Origin of the sequence: Bacillus sp. FSL K6-0042, assembly GCF_038006685.1 — a bacterium.
In the GTDB taxonomy this organism is placed as follows: Bacteria; Bacillota; Bacilli; order Bacillales; family Bacillaceae_G; genus Bacillus_A; species Bacillus_A pseudomycoides.
In genome coordinates, this window is sequence record NZ_JBBOVS010000001.1 from 4,098,571 (window position 1) to 4,116,794 (window position 18,224).

At 37.2% G+C, this 18,224-nt stretch carries 18 protein-coding genes, 1 pseudogene and 2 other annotated features; of the genes and pseudogenes, 11 read left to right on the plus strand and 8 right to left on the minus strand.

Annotated elements, in window-relative coordinates; translation table 11 throughout:
* Positions 1 to 36: 36 nt before the first annotated feature.
* On the minus strand, positions 37 to 330 hold the full coding sequence (locus MHH45_RS21065; RefSeq protein WP_016116570.1) for a DUF2691 family protein: 294 nt from the start codon (positions 328 to 330) through the stop codon (positions 37 to 39).
* A 16-nt stretch (positions 331 to 346) separates the two neighbouring features.
* Entirely contained in the window at positions 347 to 964 is a 618-nt protein-coding gene (locus tag MHH45_RS21070; protein ID WP_006096191.1) for a TetR/AcrR family transcriptional regulator, read from the minus strand.
* A gap of 298 nt (positions 965 to 1,262) precedes the next feature.
* Between MHH45_RS21070 and MHH45_RS21075 the strand changes: the two genes are divergently transcribed.
* Together MHH45_RS21075 and MHH45_RS21080 are read left to right on the plus strand one after the other, a co-directional pair.
* Positions 1,263 to 1,916, plus strand: a complete 654-nt coding sequence (locus MHH45_RS21075) for an HlyD family secretion protein (RefSeq protein ID WP_016116569.1) — start codon at positions 1,263 to 1,265, stop codon at positions 1,914 to 1,916.
* 16 nt (positions 1,917 to 1,932) lie between these two features.
* A complete protein-coding gene (locus tag MHH45_RS21080) occupies positions 1,933 to 3,693 on the plus strand; it encodes a DHA2 family efflux MFS transporter permease subunit (RefSeq protein ID WP_016116568.1) in 1,761 nt (586 codons plus the stop codon).
* A gap of 38 nt (positions 3,694 to 3,731) precedes the next feature.
* Here MHH45_RS21080 and MHH45_RS21085 read toward each other — a convergent pair whose 3' ends face one another.
* The 3 genes from MHH45_RS21085 to MHH45_RS21095 all read right to left on the minus strand — a co-directional run bounded on the left by MHH45_RS21085 (position 3,732) and on the right by MHH45_RS21095 (position 5,716).
* Positions 3,732 to 4,097, minus strand: coding sequence for a hypothetical protein (locus MHH45_RS21085; RefSeq protein ID WP_016116567.1), 366 nt, complete (start codon positions 4,095 to 4,097; stop codon positions 3,732 to 3,734).
* A gap of 51 nt (positions 4,098 to 4,148) precedes the next feature.
* A complete protein-coding gene (locus MHH45_RS21090) occupies positions 4,149 to 4,856 on the minus strand; it encodes a CPBP family intramembrane glutamic endopeptidase (RefSeq protein ID WP_077294890.1) in 708 nt (235 codons plus the stop codon).
* A gap of 146 nt (positions 4,857 to 5,002) precedes the next feature.
* Positions 5,003 to 5,716 (minus strand): CPBP family intramembrane glutamic endopeptidase, encoded by a 714-nt coding sequence (locus MHH45_RS21095; RefSeq protein WP_016116565.1) that lies wholly within the window; start codon positions 5,714 to 5,716, stop codon positions 5,003 to 5,005.
* A 287-nt stretch (positions 5,717 to 6,003) separates the two neighbouring features.
* Between MHH45_RS21095 and MHH45_RS21100 the strand changes: the two are divergent.
* A pseudogene (locus MHH45_RS21100) lies at positions 6,004 to 6,108 on the plus strand (sigma-70 family RNA polymerase sigma factor); the annotation flags it as partial.
* 122 nt (positions 6,109 to 6,230) lie between these two features.
* On the opposite strand, the gene MHH45_RS21105 reads toward MHH45_RS21100, so the two are convergent.
* Together MHH45_RS21105 and sspI are read right to left on the minus strand one after the other, a co-directional pair.
* On the minus strand, positions 6,231 to 6,812 hold the full coding sequence (locus tag MHH45_RS21105; RefSeq protein ID WP_016116564.1) for an HD domain-containing protein: 582 nt from the start codon (positions 6,810 to 6,812) through the stop codon (positions 6,231 to 6,233).
* Between the two features lie 175 nt (positions 6,813 to 6,987).
* On the minus strand, positions 6,988 to 7,197 hold the full coding sequence (gene sspI / locus MHH45_RS21110; protein WP_016116563.1) for a small acid-soluble spore protein SspI: 210 nt from the start codon (positions 7,195 to 7,197) through the stop codon (positions 6,988 to 6,990).
* Between the two features lie 114 nt (positions 7,198 to 7,311).
* Here sspI and MHH45_RS21115 point away from each other — a divergent pair, with 114 nt between their 5' ends.
* The 5 genes from MHH45_RS21115 (at position 7,312) to MHH45_RS21135 (ending at position 14,476) form a co-directional block, all read left to right on the plus strand.
* The gene (locus MHH45_RS21115; RefSeq protein WP_016116562.1) at positions 7,312 to 8,076 is read left to right on the plus strand and encodes a TrmH family RNA methyltransferase; all 765 of its coding nucleotides are present in this window, start codon (positions 7,312 to 7,314) and stop codon (positions 8,074 to 8,076) included.
* A 63-nt stretch (positions 8,077 to 8,139) separates the two neighbouring features.
* Positions 8,140 to 8,368: a binding site (T-box leader), on the plus strand.
* A gap of 44 nt (positions 8,369 to 8,412) precedes the next feature.
* Complete coding sequence (pheS, locus tag MHH45_RS21120) at positions 8,413 to 9,447, plus strand: phenylalanine--tRNA ligase subunit alpha (RefSeq protein WP_016116561.1); 1,035 nt, start codon at positions 8,413 to 8,415, stop codon at positions 9,445 to 9,447.
* A gap of 18 nt (positions 9,448 to 9,465) precedes the next feature.
* Positions 9,466 to 11,886 carry a phenylalanine--tRNA ligase subunit beta gene (gene pheT, locus MHH45_RS21125; protein WP_016116560.1) on the plus strand — a complete coding sequence of 807 codons (2,421 nt, stop codon included), beginning with the start codon at positions 9,466 to 9,468 and terminating at the stop codon, positions 11,884 to 11,886.
* A 485-nt stretch (positions 11,887 to 12,371) separates the two neighbouring features.
* Positions 12,372 to 12,624: a binding site (T-box leader), on the plus strand.
* A 52-nt stretch (positions 12,625 to 12,676) separates the two neighbouring features.
* Positions 12,677 to 14,068 (plus strand): asparagine--tRNA ligase, encoded by a 1,392-nt coding sequence (gene asnS, locus MHH45_RS21130; RefSeq protein WP_016116557.1) that lies wholly within the window; start codon positions 12,677 to 12,679, stop codon positions 14,066 to 14,068.
* Between the two features lie 273 nt (positions 14,069 to 14,341).
* Positions 14,342 to 14,476, plus strand: coding sequence for a YuzL family protein (locus tag MHH45_RS21135; RefSeq protein ID WP_077294892.1), 135 nt, complete (start codon positions 14,342 to 14,344; stop codon positions 14,474 to 14,476).
* A gap of 92 nt (positions 14,477 to 14,568) precedes the next feature.
* Here MHH45_RS21135 and rnhC read toward each other — a convergent pair whose 3' ends face one another.
* Complete coding sequence (gene rnhC, locus MHH45_RS21140; RefSeq protein ID WP_016116556.1) at positions 14,569 to 15,507, minus strand: ribonuclease HIII; 939 nt, start codon at positions 15,505 to 15,507, stop codon at positions 14,569 to 14,571.
* A 123-nt stretch (positions 15,508 to 15,630) separates the two neighbouring features.
* On the opposite strand from rnhC, the gene zapA reads away from it, so the two are divergent.
* The 3 genes from zapA to polX are packed head-to-tail and all read left to right on the plus strand — an operon-like array spanning position 15,631 to position 18,215.
* On the plus strand, positions 15,631 to 15,900 hold the full coding sequence (gene zapA / locus MHH45_RS21145; protein ID WP_000082702.1) for a cell division protein ZapA: 270 nt from the start codon (positions 15,631 to 15,633) through the stop codon (positions 15,898 to 15,900).
* Position 15,901: 1 nt separating this feature from the next.
* On the plus strand, positions 15,902 to 16,441 hold the full coding sequence (locus tag MHH45_RS21150; RefSeq protein WP_016116555.1) for a CvpA family protein: 540 nt from the start codon (positions 15,902 to 15,904) through the stop codon (positions 16,439 to 16,441).
* Positions 16,442 to 16,496: 55 nt separating this feature from the next.
* On the plus strand, positions 16,497 to 18,215 hold the full coding sequence (gene polX / locus MHH45_RS21155; protein ID WP_016132095.1) for a DNA polymerase/3'-5' exonuclease PolX: 1,719 nt from the start codon (positions 16,497 to 16,499) through the stop codon (positions 18,213 to 18,215).
* Positions 18,216 to 18,224 lie beyond the last annotated feature (9 nt).

Consider the following 18,224-nt stretch of genomic DNA (forward strand, 5'->3'; position numbering starts at 1 on the left):
AAAAAGCGAAGGGGGTTCCCTTCGCTTTTTTATGTTTTACCATGCAGTTATTCTTGTTCTTGTGTCATTTTCATCAGTAATAAATTGTATATTTTTAAATCCGAAGCTGTCTGCATTTTTGTAAAGCAATTCGAGTTTTTCTTTATCTTTGCAGTAAATAACGGTATAACAGCTGTCCACTACGAAAAGAACGAGTTCACACTCACTTTCAACGAATTCTTCATAAGTTTCAATTTCTGAAACTTTGTCTTTCGGATATACTTGTAAATCAGCGAAAATAATACAATACACATTATTTACCAATAGATTTTCAAGGTCAGTACCTTCCATTATTTTATTATCTGTTTCAAAAAGGTCTCTCTAATCCAGCCGCAGTATGAGCCCCTAAAATAATTAAACGTGTAAGCTGCATCGCCATAAAGTGCGGCGTATAAATCATCCCTCTTTTTAACCACGACATAATCATCCCGATATGCGCACCTGTTACATAGCTAATGAGAATATCACGAGGAACCATAAGTTCGTCATCGTCTGGCTGTGAAATAGACAGACTTAACGTTAAATGTGTCTGAATCGTCTTCATCATTTTATAAGAATAGTTTCCGGCTGCTTTGTCTCCGAGCATTACGTTATAAAAGGTTGCATTCTCAGCGATGTGTTCAAATAAGGCTAGAAAAATTGGATTAGGTGAATCAAATGTAAGCTGAAAATCTTCTTTTGTTTGCTTTTTTGGCTTAATCACTTCTGATAAAGATGCTAACATCTCCTCTATACTCTTATCCAATAAATCGTACTTATCATGATAATGGCTATAAAAGGTAGCGCGATTGACAGGAGCACGCTCAGCGATATGCTGCACTGTGACATTTTCAAACCCTTTTTCGCCTACTAAAGCGACAAAAGCATCCTGTATCAATTGTCTCGTTCGTTTTACACGCGGATCGTTTGTATTTTTAATAGACATTTTATTTCTCCTTGCTGAATTTTATTTACTTAATCAACACAAATGTAGTTAATTGTTGGATAAACAACATACATACTTAAATTGTTGGTTGTAGATTCAAAATAATTATTTATAATTATAAAGGATATTCCTTTAGAAAACTGCACCGCTCGCATGCAAACAAGAATCTGTTTTGTTATGCAAAAGGTGTGCTTTTTTTTGGTTAATGGTTAACATAATTAACAATTAAAGAGTATAAACAAAAGGAATATAAATAGTTTAGTAAAAAAATTATATGCGATATAAGGAGAGGAAAGCAATGAATCAATTTCGAAGAATGGTGATTATTAATATTATCACATTAATTGTATTAGTTGGCGGCGGTATCGGCGGTTATTACTACTACAACCAATCTGAAAATTACTTGAAAACAGATAATGCAAAAATTGATGGAAAAGTGATTCCAATTGCATCACCAGTAGCAGGGAAATTAGCAGAATGGAAAGCCGAAGTAGGTAAGAGCTACAATGAAAACGATAAATTAGGTGCTGTTACTGTATCAGGACAAAATGGTGAGCAAACAATCGACGTAACAATTCCTCAAAATGCAACAGTTGTTCAATCCAACGCAACAACAAATGCGTTTGTCGGAGCAGGTAGTCCAATTGCATATGCATACGATATGAACGATTTATGGGTAACAGCAAATATTGAAGAAACAGACATTGATAGTGTACAAAAAGGTCAAGAAGTAGACGTATATGTAGATGCATATCCTGATACAACATTAACAGGAAAAGTAGAACGAGTTGGATTAACAACAGCAAATACGTTCTCTATGTTACCATCAAGCAATGCAACAGCAAATTATACGAAAGTAACACAAGTTGTACCAGTTAAAGTTTCTTTAGATCATAGCAAATCAGTAAATATTGTTCCTGGAATGAATGTGACAGTTCGCATTCATAAGTAAGGGGGGGGAAGATAAAATGTCCTCAGGTTTAATTGTAGGATATGCATTATTTTGTATCATCGTCTTCTTCCTTGTAAATCGTCTTTTAAGAAAGAAAAAAACGAACGCGGGAGAAGAACAAGTCCCAGCCGTAAGTAAGATAGAAACAACGCAATCAGAGCAAGAACCTTCAAATGTAGTCGAATTAGAAACAACAAAGCAAGAAACATCAAAACTTGAAAAAGAAGCACCGAAAAAGCAATTGCCGGTAGAGAATGTCAATGTAAAAGCAGTTGTAGCAGTATTAATTCTCGGTATGTTCGTTTCGATTTTAAATCAAACAATCATTAATGTTGCTTTGCCGCCATTAATGAATGAATTCAACGTATCAACTTCAACAGCGCAATGGTTAATTACAGGATTTATGCTTGTGAACGGGATTTTAGTGCCAATTAGCGCCTTCTTAGTTTCTCGGTTTACGTATCGAAAATTGTTTGTAGCAGCTATGCTATTCTTTACAGTCGGCTCTATTATTTGTGCGTTATCTGGAACCTTCACAATGATGATGATAGGGCGTGTAATTCAAGCGGTAGGCGCTGGTATCTTAATGCCAGTTGGTATGAATATTTTCATGACTTTGTTCCCGCCGCATAAGCGCGGAGCTGCAATGGGATTACTTGGAGTGGCAATGATTTTAGCGCCAGCTATCGGACCAACTGTAACAGGTTGGGTTATTGAAAATTATAGCTGGAACTTAATGTTCTACGGGATGTTCACTATCGGTTTAATCATCATAGTACTATCTTTAAAATTCTTTACACTAGCTCAGCCAGTTTATAAAATAAAGTTAGATATGTTTGGCGTTATTAGTTCAAGTATTGGACTTGGTAGCTTACTGTATGGATTTAGTGAAGCTGGAAATAACAGCTGGAGCAGTGCCGAAGTTGTGATTTCACTTATCATTGGTGTAATTGGTATAGCATTATTCATTTGGAGAGAGATGACGACGGATAACAAAATGCTGGATTTACAAGTGTTTAAATATCCAACGTTTACTTTTACATTATTAATTAACGCCATTGTAACAATGGCATTATTCGGAGGTATGTTACTACTTCCTGTATACCTTCAAAATATTCGTGGCTTTACGCCAATTGAATCAGGTCTCCTACTTCTTCCAGGATCATTAATTATGGGGATTATGGGACCAATCGCAGGTAAGTTATTTGATAAGTATGGTATTCGCCCGCTAGCAATAGTTGGATTAGCGATTACGACATATGCAACGTATGAATTTACGCAGCTAACGATGGATACACCATATAGCGTCATTATGACGGATTATATTATACGTTCATTTGGTATGTCATTCATTATGATGCCAATTATGACAGCAGGTATGAACGCACTGCCGATGAAATTAATTTCTCACGGTACAGCAACACAAAATACATCTAGACAAGTAGCAGGTTCAATTGGTACAGCAATCTTAATTACAATTATGACGCAGCAAACAACCAATCACGTAGCGGATTATGGGAATATGATAACAAAAACAAATCCAATTTTAGTTGATAAAGTGCACGGAATGGGACAAAGCTTGGCATCCGTAGCTGGATCAGCACAAGCTGGAGATGCGATGAGCTCACAACTATTATTCGGGCAAATTTCGAAGCTGTCTGCGATTAATGGTATTAATGATGCTTTCTTAATTGCAACAATATTAGCGGGTATTGCCTGGGTATTATCATTATTCTTGCCATCAGGCAATAAGCCGAACCGAAAAGCAGGGAATTAATTTTCTCTGCTTTTTCTGTGTTCTTATATTCTAAAAAACTACATCGGCAGAGACATCAATTGATAGAAAATAGCTCCCAGTACTCCTGCCGAACAAATGATAATCCCCATATTGCGAATGCTCTTAATTTGATTACGTATCCCGCTTATACCTGCCAATAAGCCAGCTAAAGCGAAAAGAATCCAGTACAGGACAGTTGGAATTGGTAAGATCTTATTGCCATCAATCCCCATTCCCCAGAAAATAAAAGGCATAGCGACGAATGAGAAACAAATAATCCCCATTGTAATAACAAGTAGCTTTCGATACCTGACTCCTGCTATAACTAAATAAATTCCACCAACTATTCCACATGATACAAGTACGGGCATAAAGAAAACCCACAGAAAGCTTAATATTTGCATATTATAAATTCCTCCTAATTTGTAAGTTGTATTTTACAATAAAAGGTTTATTTAATAAAAGAAAGAAGAAGTATTGATAATGATATGAAGTAGCATAGCTGGAATGATAGATTTTGTTTGTTTATATAACAATGCGGCAAATAGTCCAGTAATAAATGCACTCACCATCACACCAACTGAATATGTATGAGCGATGCCAAATAATAGACTGGATAAAAGCGCAGCTGGCCAAAATGTAAACTTCTCTTCAAAGAAACGTAAAAGCAATCCCCTGCATACAAGTTCCTCATAAATAGGTGCAATGATTCCGACTGCGAGAACTAATAGAAATTTATAGTGCTCTAAAGTAGCGAAATCTAGCACATCTAGCTGTTCTTGTAAGGATTCAGGGAATAGTTTATCTAATATAAAGAAGTCGATAAAAGCACCAATCACATAATAAATTAGTACATAGATGTACATGCGAAAAGTTTTTAAACATTGAAAATCAACAGCTGGTAAAACAAGTTGTCTAAGTGGCTTATACTTCATCGTGTATAGTACCAAAAAGAGTAGAGCTACGAATTCATAGCTAATATTTTTTAACGATTCAAGTAAAGGTGCATTTGTATTTTGGTTAGCTTGCTCATACAACCAAATTGGAAGTATGGTAAAAGCAGAATTTATGAGTGGAAAACAGAAAAAGAGAACTAACAAAATCCCAAGAAATTGAAGCCATGATGTTTTGGTCCAATGATCTAACTGTGTACGTATTTGCAAAGCTATACTCCTTTTTCATTTAATAGATTAAAGTTTCAATTTATCACGTTATTTGTGGGCAGTAAGACTCCACGCCTCAAGATTCAGAGAGAAACAAGGGAGATAGGTGGGGGATGAAGAAAACCCCCACTGATTAAAGTTTCGCTTTACAAAAACGCTAGCGTATTATTCATAATATGAAATAGCATGGCTGGAAGGATGGAGTTTGTTCGTTTACATAAAATAGCCATCAATAGCCCCATAAGGAAAGTTACAACCATAACGCCGAGTGAGTATGTATGAGCAATACCAAAGATTAAGCTCGTCCCAATTGCAGCAATCCAAAATGGAAAACGTTCTGAGAAGAAACGAAGGATGATACCCCGGAAAATAATTTCTTCAAAAATAGGAATGAAAATTGCAGATCCAATAATTAATAAAATTCGATATTGCTTTAGAACATCCAAGTTTAAAGCTGATGCTTGTTGCGTTGTCGCATCAGGAAATAGATGTGTTAAGATTAATGAATTCAAGACGATATTTAAGATGAAGAAAAGAACTAAGTATACGTAAGTACTCACTTTTTTTAGTGCCTTGAAATTGAAGGCGGATGATAATAACTTTTTTGCTGGTTCATACTTATAGATGAATAACAATAAAACGAGCAGTTGTAATAAAGTGCTCGCAGTATTTCCAAGTGATTCATATAGAGCAATTGTCTTTTTATTTGTAATGCCTTCACTATAAATCGTAAGCGGGAGTAATATAAATAAGCCGCTTAGTAGTCCTGTTCCAAAAAAGGCAAATAAAGAAGAACCCAAAAATTGTAACCAGGACATAGAGTGTTTTGGACCGTATGTAAGTTGCGTAGTCGCTTGCATATATCGAATCTCCTCTTTATATTTATATATAAAAATTATACACATTTAGTTTCGGTATGTCATTGTCTAATATTACATAATAATCAGACATTTAAAGTTAGAAATGAATGATTAAGAAACAAAATGGAAAAGTACTACATTTCGTTATTGATTGATAGGATGGACTCATCAAAGGTATTTATTCAAAAGTATTTAATTTCTTTAGACGACGCACATGAAGAATGTATGGATGATATACAGTTAGTTATTCGGGGGAACATTGAAAAATAGAATATAGTCTGATATAAATTATTTTTACACCCACAGTCACATCAGGTGAAGAGGGAGAGAAGAAAACAGATTACCGAAAAGTGTTAAATGAGGAAGTGTTTGAAGTTGTTGTAAAATCATAAAAGAGGTATCGCTATGTAGCGGTGCCTCTTTTTATAATTCAATTTATGATTATCCTAATTCCATTCACTTATATGTGTGATGGGTGTTGTATGGATTGCCAATCCGGTATATTAAAAATATATTACTGGTTAACAAATTCGCTCTGTTCTTTTTTTTTATTTACAGAAATATGGGCATAGGACGTGGCTTGTGTTTGTAATTCGCGAGCTACCATTTTGTCTAATTGCTGAATTGCTTTGAGAGCTTTTTCATAAGAAATTGTCCGGTAGTGATGCACTCCGCCTGGCTCTTCATCTGCTTCGTCCGCCCACTTAATAATATTTTGTAGAGGTGTTCTTTCAATTGTTTGTTCTACTAGAAAAGAATCGGTATGCAGGAGAATAGCAACAGAAATTTCCTTTGCTTGCTTCGGGTGTTCTCCTAATCGGATTAATAATTTATGAGCTCTTTCCGCTCCTTTAATCGCATGTATATCATTCTTTTTATACAATTCATAGTCCCATTCTCCACCTGTGTACCATGTATGATGTCCTATGTCATGAAGAAAACCAGCCTTTGTTGCCGCATCGACTGAGGCGTGATGCTTTTTGGCTAAGTGAAACGCATGGTAAGCGACTGCAATCGCATGGACCATTCCAGAACGGTTGACATATTTTTGTGTGATATGATGTTGAAAAATTTGTTCAAGCGTAATACGGTGCATAAAACATTCACTCCTTTTATCTATTGATGTATATAAAGAAAATCGATAGGTTTAAATGTATTTTGAACATTGTACTCCATCACGTTATGTTAGTAAAGTAGAAATGTTTAGGAGGAGAGAATTTTTTATGCATATAAAAATCACCTTCGCTCATGCCAAGGTGATTTCCTATTCTTTATTTTTTTAGCCCTTGCTCAAGTGTTTCTAACATCTCATGTTTTCCATTTTCGTTGGCATTTTGCCAAATGACTTCAAATAAAACACCAAGCCCTGGAAGCATTTTTTCTTCACCACTTTGAATTGCTTCTACAATTGTCTCTTGTAACTCGCCCTGCGTATTTCCTGCAATGTTTGCTAATACAGCACCGCGTAGATTAAAGTTCATTCTTTTCACCTCTTCTTCTGAATTGAAACTGACGTTAGTTTTTGTTCTTTTTTATGTAAATATGTATGAAAAATAGGCTATAATGAGAAGACAAGAAGAGAGGGAATACATAGAATGAAAAACATTGATTCAGTACAAAATCCGCGTGTAAAGCAGTGGAAAAAGCTACAGACGAAAAAAGAGCGCGATAAAAAAGGTTTATTCTTTGTAGAAGGATTTCATTTAGTAGAGGAAGCTTTAAAAGCAGGAGTTATAACAGAACTTATCGTCTCAGATCAGACAGATCTTCCGAAAGATTGGACGGTTACTGATGTTGAAATGTATATTGTGCCGGAAGCAATTGTAAAGGTACTTCGTGAAACAGAAACGACGCAAGGTGTATTTGCTGTTTGTGAGAAGCGTGAGAAAGAAATCGCTCTTACAGATGGGAAATTTCTATTATTAGATGGTCTACAAGACCCAGGTAATTTAGGAACAATTATTCGTACAGCAGATGCAGCTGGTATCCAGGCCGTTGTGCTTGGAGAAGGATGCGTGGATGCTTATAATAGTAAAGTGCTCCGCTCTACACAAGGTTCGATCTTCCATTTACCGATTGTAAAAGGAAGCTTAGAAGAATGGGTAGATAAGTTAAAAGAAAAGAACGTTCCTGTATACGGAACAGCGCTTGAAAACGGAGTTCCATATGGTGAAGTAACGCCGACAGGAAGTTTTGCATTAATTGTAGGAAACGAAGGAAATGGTGTACGCCAAGAAATTCTTACAAAATGTAATCAAAACTTGTATATTCCGATTTATGGCGGGGCAGAATCATTAAATGTTGCGGTTGCTGCTGGAATTTTAACGTATTATTTACAAAGCCCAGTTGCGAACAGGTAAAAAACTTCTTATAATAAATTGAAGTACATGTTCATGATGAACATATAATAAAAGTGAAATAATGAAAAGACGTTGATAGAGAAGAGTAGCTTGCAAAATCGCCATATAGGGAGAGAGTGCCGTAGACTGAAAGCATTCTTATGGTAGACGGAAGTGAATTCACCTCTGGAGTTGACGCCAGGACCATTGATATGTAAAGGCGTTCCGGCCAAAGTTGGCCGTTATAACAATTAAGTGGGCAGACTTGTTCTGTCAATTTAGGGTGGTACCGCGAATTTACCTCGTCCCTTTTTAGGGAGCGAGGTTTTTTTATTTTTAAAATTAGGAGGGTTCCAAATGGAAGCACGTTTAAAAGAGCTAAAGCAAAAAGCGTTAGAGCTGATTGAAGAAGCGAAAGAGCTAAAAGGCTTAAACGATGTACGCGTTGCGTATTTAGGAAAAAAAGGTCCAATTACAGAAGTGTTACGCGGCATGGGGAAATTATCAGCAGAAGAGCGTCCACGTATGGGAGCATTAGTAAATGAAGTACGTGAAGCAATTCAAACACGTTTAGAAGACAAAATTAACCACTTAGAAAAAGCAGTAATCGAAGAAAAATTAGCATCTGAAACAATTGATGTTACATTACCAGGTCGTCCTGTAGAAACAGGCTGCCACCATCCATTAACAGCGGTTGTTGAACAAATTGAAGATGTATTTATCGGTATGGGATATGAAGTGGCTGAAGGAACAGAAGTAGAGAAAGATTACTACAACTTCGAAGCGTTAAACTTACCGAAAGATCACCCAGCGCGTGATATGCAAGATACATTCTACATTACAGAAGAAACGTTACTACGTACACATACATCTTCTGTGCAAGCAAGAACAATGGAAAAGAATGCAGAAAAAGGCCCAATTAAAATTATTTGTCCTGGTAAAGTGTATCGCCGCGATGATGACGATGCGACGCATTCACATCAGTTCATGCAAATTGAAGGTCTTGTAATTGACAAGAATATTCGCATGAGTGATTTAAAAGGTACATTACAAGTATTCGTGAAAAAGATGTTCGGTGAAGATCGTGAAATTCGTCTTCGTCCAAGTTTCTTCCCATTCACTGAACCATCTGTTGAGATGGATATTTCTTGTATGATGTGTCACGGGAAAGGTTGCGGCACTTGTAAAGGAACAGGCTGGATTGAAATTTTAGGTGCAGGTATGGTTCATCCGAACGTACTTGAAATGGCTGGTTATGATTCAAAAGAATATCAAGGTTTCGCATTCGGTATGGGTGCAGAGCGTATCGCAATGTTAAAATACGGCGTTGATGACATTCGTCATTTCTATACAAATGATGTACGTTTCTTACAACAATTCAAACGAGCGTAAGGGAAGGAGAGGATAAATATGTTCGTATCATATCGTTGGTTACAAGAGTATGTAGATATTAAAGATGTAACGGCACAAGAACTAGCAGATAAAATCACGAAAAGTGGTATTGAAGTAGAAGGTATTGAAGTATTAAATAAAGGTGTAAAAGGTGTTGTCGTTGGTCACGTATTAGAATGTGAAAAACACCCAGAAGCTGATAAATTAAGTAAATGTCTTATCGACATCGGTGAAGAAGAGCCGGTACAAATCATTTGCGGTGCTCCTAACATTGCAAAAGGTTTAAAAGTACCAGTTGCGAAAGTTGGCGCTGTTCTTCCTGGTAACTTCAAAATTAAAAAGGCAAAACTACGCGGTGAAGCTTCTCATGGTATGGTTTGTGCATTGCAAGAGCTTGGCATTGACGGAAAACTAGTTGCGAAAGAATATGCAGACGGTATCTTCATTTTCCCAAGCGATGCAGAAGTTGGTGCAGATGCACTTGAAATCTTAAACTTACACGATGAAGTGCTTGAGCTTGGCTTAACACCAAACCGTGCAGATTGCTTAAACATGTTAGGTGTTGCATATGAAGTAGCTGCTATTTATGGCCGTGAAGTGAAGCTTCCAGCTAGTGACTTACAAGAAATAGCAGAAAAAACTTCTGACTATATTTCTGTAAGTGTAGAAGCAACAGAGCAAAACCCATTATATATCGCAAAAATGGTGAAAAACGTAAAAGTTGGTCCATCACCAATGTGGATGCAAACTCGCCTTATGGCAGCGGGCATTCGTCCAATTAGCAACGTAGTTGATATTACAAACTACATTTTAATTGAATACGGCCAACCATTACATGCATTTGACTATGATAAATTAGGTTCAAAAGAAATCATTGTTCGTCTTGCAAAAGAAGGCGAAGCAATTCAAACATTAGATGATCAAGAGCGTAAATTACATGATCATCACCTTGTTATTACAAACGGCACAAAAGCGTTAGCGGTTGCTGGTGTAATGGGCGGAGCAGAATCTGAAGTTGACAACGATACAGTAAACGTTCTGATCGAGTCTGCATACTTTGCAGGGCAAACAGTGCGCCGCACATCAAAAGACTTAGGTCTTCGCAGTGAATCAAGTGCACGTTTTGAAAAAGGAATCGACCCAACACGTACATTTGAAGCAATTCAACATGCAGCTGCTTTAATGGCAAAATACGCTGGCGGAGAAGCGCTTGAAGGTGTAGCAGAAGTTGATAACTTACAAGTGCAAGAGCGCACAGTGTCTGTGACAGCTGAAAAAGTAAACCGTGTATTAGGTACAGAAATCTCTGCAAGTGAGATGGGTACAATCTTCACAAACTTCAAGTTCCCATTCACAGAAGTAGAAGGAACATTCCATGTGAACGTACCAGCACGTCGTCCTGATATTACAATCTCAGAAGACTTAGTAGAAGAAGTAGGTCGTCTGTATGGTTACGATCATATTCCAGTTACATTACCAACTGGTACAATGACACGTGGTAAATTAACAGCTGCACAAACAAAACGCCGTAAAGTACGTCGTTACTTAGAAGGCGCTGGCTTATATGAAGCAATTACGTATTCATTAACAAGCGCTGACAAAGCGAAACAATTTATGGTTGAGCCGAACGAAAAAGCACCTGTTAACCTTGCACTTCCAATGAGTGAAGAGCGCAGTCAACTTCGTTTAAGCTTAGTACCACAATTGCTAGAAGCAGTTTCATATAACAACGCTCGTAAAAATGACAGTGTTGCATTATATGAAGTAGGTTCTATCTTCTTACCAACAGAAGCAGGTGAACTTCCGAAAGAAGAACAGCATCTTGCTGGTGTTATGACAGGTCTTGCTCTTCATCATGCATGGCAAGGTGAGAAGAAAGTCGTTGACTTCTTCGTTGCAAAAGGTGTGTTAGAAGGATTATTCGACGGACTTGGCGTTGCAAGCAATATCACATATGCTCCTGCAAAACGTGAAGGTATGCACCCAGGACGTACAGCCGATATCTTACTAGACGAAGAAGTAATTGGTTTCATCGGTCAGTTGCACCCAGAAACGCAAAAACAATTAGATGTGAAAGATACATTCGTATTCGAACTATCTCTTGTAAAAGTATTCGGTGCAGACGTAGAAGAAACTTACTATACAGCAATCCCGCGTTTCCCATCTATGACACGTGATATGGCTGTTGTCGTAACGACAGATGTAAAAGCAGGCGAAATGAAGCAAGTTATTAGCGAAGCGGGCGGAGAACTTCTAAAAGAAGTAACACTATTTGACTTATACGAAGGTGAGAAAATGGAAGAAGGCAAGAAGTCACTTGCATTCTCTATGAACTACTTCGATCCAGAACGTACATTAACAGACGAAGAAGTAACAGAAGCACATAGCCGTGTATTAACGGTAGTAGAAGAGAAGTTTGGTGCGGAGTTACGTAAATAATTTTTACATGTGAAAGAGAGGATCATCACTCATGATAAGAGTGATGATCCTCTTTTTTTATGAAAAGAAAAAATCAATGCAACCAAATACTAGTTTTTTGTATCTAATAGGGTGTAAAGAACATGAAAACAATCGTATATTGAAATTAATTAGCAAGGGGGTTCTTGAATGGGAAAGTTAGAAGCCTTGGTGAAAAAGGCGAAAAAGGGAGATGGGGAAGCTTTTGTTTCTCTTGTGCAACGCTATGAAGATGGTAGACGAAACAGGAAAAGAATATAAATCAAAAGGGTATAGTCAGGATGTTGAGAATGGTAAAACGATTGTCTATGTTAATTTCTCGATTACTTCTTATGACAAAGCGAATACATTGAAGCTCCAAATGAAGAAGTTTGGAGAAATAGAATTAGTTAGGAAATAAAGTGAAAGATATAAGACAACTTGCATCTTTCCTACGAATGTAGTACATTAATTTTAGTTTAACAAAATGAAAGACGATGATAAGGAAAAGTAGTATATACTATAATCCATAGCGAGTCAGGGGCGGTGAGAGCCTGATGAGGCGGTATATGTGAAGAACACCTTGGAGTTGCTAACCGAAATTGAAGCTTGTATTCAAGAGTAGACTTAGACGGGAATCCGGCCTGTTACAAACCGGGAAGTATGTACATACATACGAGTTAAAGTTGGTCTTTATGACAAATTGGGTGGTACCGCGAAGTTTAACCTTTCGTCCCTTTATGGATGAAAGGTTTTTTTGTATTCAAATATATCAGCAAAGGAGAATTTCACTATGGAAAACACATTAGTAAAAAGTCTGTATAGAGATACAGATAAATACGTAGATCAAAAAGTACAAGTATCAGGTTGGATTCGTAACTTACGTGATTCAAAAGCATTTGGTTTCATCGAATTAAACGACGGTAGCTTCTTCAAAAGCGTTCAAATCGTTTTCGATACAGAATTAGATAACTTCAAAGAAATTGCGAAACTTCCACTTAGCTCTTCAGTTAAAGTAGAAGGTAAAGTAATTGCAACACCTGGAGCAAAGCAACCATTTGAAATTAAAGCAGAAAAAATTGATATCGAGGGCTTATCAGATTCTGATTACCCACTTCAAAAGAAACGTCATACGTTTGAATACTTACGTACAATTGCTCATTTACGTCCAAGAACAAATGCATTCTCTGCAACATTTAGAGTGCGTTCTATCGCGGCATTTGCGATTCACCAGTTCTTCCAAGAGCGCGGTTTTGTACATGTTCATACACCAATTATTACTGGTAGTGATACAGAAGGTGCAGGCGAAATGTTCCGCGTAACAACACAAGACATGAATAACGTGCCAAAAGGTGAAGATGGAAAAGTTGATGAATCAAAAGACTTCTTCGGCAAAGAAACAAACTTAACAGTAAGTGGACAACTTAATGCTGAAGCTTATGCATTAGCGTTCCGTGATGTATACACATTCGGACCTACATTCCGCGCAGAAAACTCAAACACAACTCGCCACGCAGCTGAGTTCTGGATGGTTGAGCCTGAGATTGCATTCGCTGAACTTGAAGATGTAATGGATCTGACAGAAGATATGCTGAAATATGCAATGAAATATGTACTAGAGCATGCACCAGAAGAAATGGAATTCTTCAACAGCTTTGTTGATAAAACAGTTCTAGAGCGCATGAACAACGTAATTAACTCTGACTTCGGCCGTATCACATATACAGAAGCAATTAAAGTGCTTCAAGAGTCAGGTGCAGACTTCAAATATCCAGTAGAATGGGGTATTGACTTACAAACAGAGCACGAAAGATACTTATCAGAAGAAATCTTCAAACGCCCTGTATTCGTAACTGACTATCCGAAAGACATTAAAGCATTCTACATGCGTATGAATGATGACGGTAAAACAGTAGCTGCTACTGACCTTCTCGTTCCTGGCATTGGTGAATTAATCGGCGGAAGTCAACGTGAAGAAAGAATGGATGTTTTAGTAGACAGAATTAAAGAATTAGGTATGAATGAAGAAGACTACTGGTGGTACTTAGAACTTAGAAAATACGGCGGCACAAAACACGCTGGATTTGGCCTAGGTTTCGAACGTTTCCTAATGTACATCACTGGTATGGCTAACATTCGTGACGTAATTCCATTCCCAAGAACTCCAGGTTCTTCGGAGTTTTAAGATGGTAAAAAAGCGAGAGCAATTGCTCTCGCTTTTTTTATATTGAAGCCTTTCTCTCGCACAGCTGAGGTTGCATTGGATATGGATGCCGCAAAGCGTCTATGGGATATTAGTGAAGAGCAGACTCATCTCTCAGGAAAATAGAACTAGCGTTAATAGAAATGAAAGTGTAAGAGTGACTTTATACTGATTGGATCGGCAGTATATATTTTGATTATTATGCTGTATAGTTTCTCGCCTCTAAGTAAAAAGTAACGCGAAGGGGTGAATAAAATGGGCAAAAAGATTAAAAAAGATCCTTCTAGAGCAAGTCTTGGTTCCTCGCAAGTCGAAGGGCAAGGAACTACAACAAACGAAACGGGTTCTTTTAAAGTATCTTCATCAAATAAGAGACAAAAACGAAGCTAAACATATAAATAAGAGTAGTCATGTCGACTACTCTTATTTATATGTTTTTATTTTGTTTAGTTCATTTATATATTGTCGATACTGAAAAATAGTTATTTTTTCAGTAAACGAAATGCTTTTTCTGTATTTGCAAAGTGAAGTTTCACAAACTCAGGAAGTCGTTCTTTTCCAAGTTTTTGAATCAATTTAGCCGCGGCAATATCAACTTGCTTGCCTGCCCCCTTCGAAAGTGGCATACCCGCTTTTTTGCTTAGTTCATCAAACTGTTTTACGAATGAGTAGCGAGCTAAAATGGAGGCTGCTGCAACTGCTAAATGGACACTCTCGCCTTTTGTTGCAAAATACACGTTTTCACGCTGGACTTCTTTTTGTTTTGTTAAGTATTTATAATATGTATCAGGTTGTGTAAATTGGTCAATTAGGATGCCTTCTGGCTTTGTCGGCGCGATCTTTTTTAGTAAATTTGTAAGAGCTTTATTGTGTAAGAGCGCTTTTAGTTTACCTTGATTGTTCCCTTTTTCGAACAGTTCGTTATATTTTTCATTATGCAAAACGAGAGAGCTGTAAGGAACAACGCTAAGTAGTTGCTTTGCAATTTCAGCAATTTGCGCATCGTTTAAATTTTTAGAGTCTTTTACACCAAGTTCTTTTAACAATGGAATTTGCTTTGCATCTACATATACAGCAACAACTGTCATCGGTCCGAAGTAATCTCCAGTACCTACTTCATCGGATCCTGCTATAGACATTGTTCCAATGGAAGAAGGCGGGGCATAGCAGTGTGAATTTGCCGTTTTTTTAACAGAAGATTTAGGTGCTTGAGAAACATTTTGCCAACGTGCTGCTTCTTCTAGAGCACGAGTACCTTGAAACATTACTTTGCCTGATTTATAGGCTGTAATTGTACAAGATGGGACTTTTGCCATAAAGACACCGCCTTGCGGAACTTTCGGTGCAATTGCTTGTTTATATTGCTGTTTCATATCTTCAATTGTTCTAGAACTTGTTTGGATTACGATAGAATTTGACAAAGTAGTCGCTCCTTTTTTATATTGTTATTTTTATCATATCGGATTGTTCTTTCTGTTTCCATATTATGATGGTTCATGGTATGATAAACTTTAGGATTCTGTACGTGATTGGAGGCCGGTGAGTTGTCACAACAAAAGGGAAATAAAAGTCGAATTAATGTAGAAATCTATGGTCAACAATATTCAGTTGTTGGCGATGAAAGTACAAGTCATATCCGCATGGTAGCAGCGATTGTGGATGATAAAATGCGCGAACTCAATGCCAAGAATCCTTCGCTTGATACGAGTAGACTAGCGGTATTGACGGCGGTAAACGTCATACACGATTACATAAAATTAAAAGATGAACATGAGAAATTGAAAGAAAGTATGACAAAAAAAGGAATGGAATAACATGATTGATATTATTATCATTTTACTGCTTGTTATGGGATTTTTCCTCGGTTTAAAAAGAGGATTTGTCCTGCAACTTGTAAAGTTAACAAGCTTTATTATCGCATACCTTGTTGCGTACTGGTACTGCAAAGATTTAGCACCAACATTTGAGAAATTTATTCCATATCCATTTGATAAGAACGTATCTGTTCCAGAATGGATTGATGCGAATAATATCGAAGCAGTATTCTATCAAGCAATTGCGTTCATTGTATTATTTATTATTACAAAAATCGCACTTTCATTGCTTGGGAATTTGCTGAATATGTTTACAGAAATCCCAGTTATAAAACAGGTGAATGCGTTTGCTGGGGCACTTCTTGGCTTTTTAGAAGTGTACATTATTTTGTTTGTCTTAATTATTATTGGAACAATTCTTCCGATTGAACAAGTACAAACGCCACTGCAAAAATCATCAATCAGCAAAATAATTGTAGACGATACACCGATTCTTTCTGAAAAAGTGAAGGAACTATGGCAGACAGGTAGCAAAGTATAACTTCTCTTTTCTCGGAAAGAGAAGTTTTTTTCTATGAAAGAAAGGTGGGGCAAGAATGAAAGTGAATAAAAAACAAGTGATTAAATTACTAGAGACAATCGGCCTTTTTATGGAGCTTAAGGGCGCAAATCCATTTAAAATATCCGCATTTCGTAAAGCGGCAGCAGCATTAGAAAGCGATGATCGTAGTCTTTCTGAAATTGAAGATTTCACAAAGATTCCGGGCATTGGAAAAGGAACAGCGACAGTTATTCAAGAATATATTGAAGCTGGAACTTCAGAAGTATTGCAGGAACTTGAAAAAGAAGTGCCGAGTAGCCTATTACCATTATTAAAATTACCGGGGCTTGGTGGCAAGAAAGTAGCAAAGTTGTACAAAGAGCTTGGCATTATTGATATGGAAACATTGCAAAGGGCTTGTGAAGAAAATAAAGTACAGGCATTAGCAGGGTTCGGTAAGAAAACGGAAGAGAAAATATTAGAAGCGATTGCTCAAGTTGGATCTCGTCCAGAGCGTTTACCGATTGCAATGGTCCTACCTATTGCCGGGGAAATAGAAGAGAAATTGTCGAATATCCAGGAAATTGTTCGATTCTCTCGCGCTGGTAGTTTACGACGCGTTCGCGAAACAGTGAAAGATTTAGATTTCATCATCGCAACGGCAGAGCCAGCAGCGGTACGTGAACATTTATTACAGTTTGATAATATGATTGAAGTCATTGCAAGCGGTGATACAAAAGTATCCGTTCGTCTTCAATATGAATATGATATTTCGATTGATTTCCGTCTTGTAAAACCTGAAGAATTTATTACAACTCTTCATCATTTCACAGGTTCAAAAGATCATAACGTAAGAATGCGCCAAATTGCGAAAGATAAAGGTGAAAAGATTAGTGAGTACGGTGTGGAAAACTTAGAAACGGGAGAAGTGAAGACGTTTGAAACAGAAGAAGCATTCTTTGCTCATTTTGGATTGCCGTTCATTCCACCAGAAGTACGTGAAGATGGAAAAGAGGTCGAATTAATTAAAGAATATCCGAATTTAATTCAGTTCTCTGACATACAAGGTGATTTACATATGCATACAACATGGAGCGACGGTGCTTTTTCCATTGAAGAAATGGTACAAGCGTGCCGCGGACGTGGGTATAAATTTATGGCAATTACTGATCACTCGCAATATTTGAAAGTAGCAAATGGTTTAACGAAAGAGCGTCTTCGTGAACAAGGAAGAGAGATTGAGCGCATTAACGAAAAATACCCGGATATCACAATTTTACGCGGAATCGAAATGGACATTTTACCAGATGCAACGCTAGATTTTGATGATGAAGTATTAGCAGAACTTGATTATGTAATTGGTGCAATCCACTCTAGTTTCTCACAAGACCGTGAAACGATTATGAAACGTTTGCGCACAGCAATTGAAAATAAGCATGTTACAATGATTGCCCACCCAACAGGTCGTCTCCTTGGACGACGCGAAGGGTATGATGTAGATACAGATTTACTCATTGAACTTGCGAAAGAAACAGATACAGTTTTAGAGTTAAATGCGAATCCGAACCGATTAGATTTAAGCGCAAAATTACTAAAGCAAGCGCAAGATGCTGGTGTGAAAGTAGCAATTAATACGGATGCTCATACACTTGAAATGTTAGAAGATATGGAAACAGGTGTAGCGGCAGCACGTAAAGGCTGGATTCAAAAAGATACCGTGATTAACACATGGGATATGAACCGTTTATTAGATTTTATTAAACGGAATAAGTAACACAAGGGG

Bases quoted from the DNA above. Each gene is read 5' to 3' on its own strand.
- MHH45_RS21065 (WP_016116570.1), bottom strand. From the start codon at position 330: ATGGAAGGTACTGACCTTGAAAATCTATTGGTAAATAATGTGTATTGT.
- MHH45_RS21070 (WP_006096191.1), bottom strand. From the start codon at position 964: ATGTCTATTAAAAATACAAACGATCCGCGTGTAAAACGAACGAGACAA.
- MHH45_RS21075 (WP_016116569.1), top strand. From the start codon at position 1,263: ATGAATCAATTTCGAAGAATGGTGATTATTAATATTATCACATTAATT.
- MHH45_RS21080 (WP_016116568.1), top strand. From the start codon at position 1,933: ATGTCCTCAGGTTTAATTGTAGGATATGCATTATTTTGTATCATCGTC.
- MHH45_RS21085 (WP_016116567.1), bottom strand. From the start codon at position 4,097: ATGCAAATATTAAGCTTTCTGTGGGTTTTCTTTATGCCCGTACTTGTA.
- MHH45_RS21095 (WP_016116565.1), bottom strand. From the start codon at position 5,716: ATGCAAGCGACTACGCAACTTACATACGGTCCAAAACACTCTATGTCC.
- MHH45_RS21105 (WP_016116564.1), bottom strand. From the start codon at position 6,812: ATGCACCGTATTACGCTTGAACAAATTTTTCAACATCATATCACACAA.
- sspI (WP_016116563.1), bottom strand. From the start codon at position 7,197: ATGAACTTTAATCTACGCGGTGCTGTATTAGCAAACATTGCAGGAAAT.
- MHH45_RS21115 (WP_016116562.1), top strand. From the start codon at position 7,312: ATGAAAAACATTGATTCAGTACAAAATCCGCGTGTAAAGCAGTGGAAA.
- pheS (WP_016116561.1), top strand. From the start codon at position 8,413: ATGGAAGCACGTTTAAAAGAGCTAAAGCAAAAAGCGTTAGAGCTGATT.
- pheT (WP_016116560.1), top strand. From the start codon at position 9,466: ATGTTCGTATCATATCGTTGGTTACAAGAGTATGTAGATATTAAAGAT.
- asnS (WP_016116557.1), top strand. From the start codon at position 12,677: ATGGAAAACACATTAGTAAAAAGTCTGTATAGAGATACAGATAAATAC.
- MHH45_RS21135 (WP_077294892.1), top strand. From the start codon at position 14,342: ATGGGCAAAAAGATTAAAAAAGATCCTTCTAGAGCAAGTCTTGGTTCC.
- MHH45_RS21150 (WP_016116555.1), top strand. From the start codon at position 15,902: ATGATTGATATTATTATCATTTTACTGCTTGTTATGGGATTTTTCCTC.
- polX (WP_016132095.1), top strand. From the start codon at position 16,497: ATGAAAGTGAATAAAAAACAAGTGATTAAATTACTAGAGACAATCGGC.